Origin of the sequence: Halovivax sp., from assembly GCA_007119345.1 — an archaeon.
Taxonomy (GTDB): Archaea; Halobacteriota; Halobacteria; order Halobacteriales; family Natrialbaceae; genus Halovivax.
Genome location: SKPV01000139.1, coordinates 1 through 3,222, shown reverse-complemented (window position 1 = coordinate 3,222; position 3,222 = coordinate 1). Strand labels below are relative to the sequence as shown.

Here is a 3,222-nt window from a genome sequence, read left to right as displayed (position 1 = left end):
TCGGCGGTCGTTCCAGCATGAGCACCCGTACGAACGCCTCCCGCAGCACCTCGTCGTCGTGTGCCCCTCGCAGCAGGTGCGAGAGGTACCTGTTACTCAGGTCGGTACCACGAGGCTTCGGCCCCGTGGTTTCCCGAAATGCGAAGTCCCCGCCGACGGACAGCCGCCAGGCGGCCTCGACGACCTCCTGGATCCGGTGGAAGTATCGAAGCGCAAGTTCCTCGTGGCCACCAGCCGCGAGGGTGTGATGCAGCACCAACGCCTCCAGCGCCGCCACCGACATCCCCTGGCCGTAGATCGGATTGAAACTCGCCACGGCGTCACCGACGACGACTAGACCGTCCGGAAACCGGTCGAGGTCCTCGTAGCGCCGGCGGATGCTGGTCGGGAACGGATAGTGTACAACGCCCTCGCCCTCCCAGGTGCGCGCGTCGAGAAATCGCTCGAAATGCGGGATAGGGAGGCCCGCAGCGAACTCGATCAGGCCGTCCCGGTCCGTCGGCGGGTGGTCACCGTGCAGCCCGAACAGGGTCACGAGGCGACCCCCGTTCTCGACCGGAAACGTCGACCCGCCGCGAGGGAGCCCGGGTGATGGCGCCGCCAGGATCATCCGCCGATCGTTGGCGGGCCGTTCGACGTGCGCCGTGCTGTAGGCCATGTCGACGCGGATCTCGTCGGTTTCCGGTGCGTCGTACCCGTGCGCCTCCAGCCACGTCGGCGTCCGAGACGTCCGCCCGGTCGCGTCGACCACCAGGGCGGCGTCGAGTTCCTCCGAGTCGCCGTCCATCGAGGTGACCTCGACCCCCCGCACGGTCGCGGCGGAGCCGTCGACGAGGTACCCGTTCCACCGACAGTTCGCGCGGATCGTGACGCCGTCGAGTTCGCCGACGCGTCGCCGCACCACCTGTTCGATGAGCGGTCTGGTCGCGAAGTACAGCGGGAACCGACGCGTTCCGTCGGCGAGGAAATCGCCCTCCTGAAACTGCACCACGTCGCGCGAGCCGTCGAGGATCACGCCACCCACCCTGGCGAATTGCTCGCCGAATCCGGGAAAGAGGTCCTCGAAGATCGCGCGGCCCGCCTCGAGCAACAGGTGCACGTGCTGGCCCTGGGGGACGCCCCTGCGAGCGACTGGCTCGGTCGGGCTGGGATCTCGCTCGATCACGGTTACCTCCCGAAACCGATCCGCGAGGACCCGGGCCGTCAGGAGCCCGGCGATGCTCCCGCCCACCACGACCGCCTCCCCCGCCGCGTCGGCGGTCCGAGGAGAACGATACCTCGGAACCGTTGCTAACGTCATCTCTGTTATCCCGTCCGCGATACTATCCCCCAAATGATAAGCGTTGACACATGGCTCGCTCGGCTACCCGCGCACTCTGGCGGAGCCCCGACCGGAGAGACCGCCCCGCATGGTAGCGGAGCCGAGACGCACTCGCTGCCGTCATGGGCCACCGTGGCAAGCAGGACGTAGACGGACGACCACCGGCCTGGCGACACGTCTGACTCGGTCCCGGAAAACCGTCCGCCTCCATTTATTTCAGACGAATGCCGCGACTACCGACACGAGCCTCGAACCGCCGTCGAGTGTGTCAGTGGTCCTGAAACCCGGAGCGATCCGTCCGGCACCATTATGTCGATTGGTACCGTATCACACGCGACCTCTTCGCAGAATTCCCCGCGCAGCGCGGGCAAATCGCGGGGAGGAGAGTACGTCACGACCGGGGAACGCACCCGCGCGTGAGCGACGAGAGTGAGAGAACATGAACGAAACTGAGTACGCTGCCCTGACGGAGACCCAGAAGGAGACGTGGGCGACCGGCGATTTCAACGAGATCGCCCGCCAGAACGTGGTCATCGCGGAGGCGCTCTGCGAGGCGGTCGATCCGCATCCGGGCCAGCGCGTGCTGGACGTGGCCTGCGGGAGCGGAACGGCGGCGCTGATCGCGGAACGACGGTACTGCGAGGTTACGGGCATCGATTACGTTCCAGGATTGATCGAACGCGCCGAGACGCGGGCCGCGGCGAATCGTCAGCCCGTGGAGTTCCGCGTCGGCGACGCACAGGACCTGCCGTTCCCCGACGACAGCTTCGACGCGGTGCTCTCGGTGTACGGGGTGCAGTTCGCGCCGGATCAGGAGCGAGCGGCGGCCGAGTTGCTTCGGGTGTGCAAATCCGGCGGGACGATCGGCCTGGCGGGCCCGATACCGGAGGGCTGGAGCGGCGACTGGTTCGCCACGCACGCCGAGTACGCGCCGCCACCGCCGGGAGTCCAGTCACCCCTCCGCTGGGGGACCGACGAGGGGCTCGAAGAGCTCCTCGGCGGGGTCGTTCGGTCGATCGAGAGCACCAGACGGACGGCGCACCAGTACTACCGGTCGATCGACCACGCCGTGGCGGTGTTCAGCACCTACTTCGGGCCGACGATTCGAGCGCTCGAGGCGCTCGACGACGCGGATCGAGAGAACTTTATGGGCGAGCTCGAGGCAGTCATGCGGCGGTACAACCGTGCAACGGACGGGACCGCGATCGTCGAGAACCGGTACCTCCAGACAGTCGCGATCGTGGAGTGAATCCACTCAGGACAGCATCTGGGTGAACCGCCACAATTCGGTCAGGATCGCCCGATACGGCGTTCACCCGTCCGAGGTACCCAATTACTCGAGGTGAGATTCAGACGCTGAGACGTCCATCAAACGGGGCCGGTTCGGACACTGAGACATCGACCGGAACCGTCGCCCGCGAATGCGCAGGGAAATGCCTCTGACGATACCGACTGGTGGTCCGGAACCCTCGCAACTATCGACGGTCGAGACGGGTGCTGCTCGTCGGTGTTACTCACCAATGTGCCTGAAGCTGTCTCGGGGTCGAGTCGCATTTCGATTGACAGGGTTGGGACGATCGTTTCGCCGGGAGGCGTGACCTTTTCGCAACGTGCCTCGAGAGACAATCCATGAACGTCGGAACCGCGAGCGCGGAGCCAGGTGAGCGAGCGACCGGATACATCGAGGCGACGACGCTGCCCACCGGCGGTGCGGAACGGCTGCCGGTAGTCGTCGCCCGCGGCGAGACGGACGGACCGACGCTCTGGGTGACCGGCGGAATCCACGGCAACGAACTGACGGGCGTCGCGGCGACCCAGGACGTGCTCGCCGACGGCGTCCCAGACGGATTACGAGGAACCGTCGTCTGCGTCCCGATCTGTACCCCCGCGGGGCTCCGTCG

3 protein-coding genes are annotated in these 3,222 nt (G+C 66.7%); 2 read left to right on the top strand and 1 reads right to left on the bottom strand.

Going from position 1 to position 3,222, the window contains the following annotated elements:
• Positions 1–1,234 (bottom strand): NAD(P)/FAD-dependent oxidoreductase (locus QZT59_RS09625; RefSeq protein ID WP_290814862.1); only part of this gene is annotated, 1,234 nt, incomplete at its 3' end.
• A 526-nt stretch (positions 1,235–1,760) separates the two neighbouring features.
• On the opposite strand from QZT59_RS09625, the gene QZT59_RS09620 reads away from it, so the two are divergent.
• Positions 1,761–2,570, top strand: a complete 810-nt coding sequence (locus QZT59_RS09620) for a methyltransferase domain-containing protein (RefSeq protein ID WP_290814859.1) — start codon at positions 1,761–1,763, stop codon at positions 2,568–2,570.
• Between the two features lie 380 nt (positions 2,571–2,950).
• A partial coding sequence (locus QZT59_RS09615) for a succinylglutamate desuccinylase/aspartoacylase family protein (protein ID WP_290814856.1) occupies positions 2,951–3,222 on the top strand: 272 nt, incomplete at its 3' end.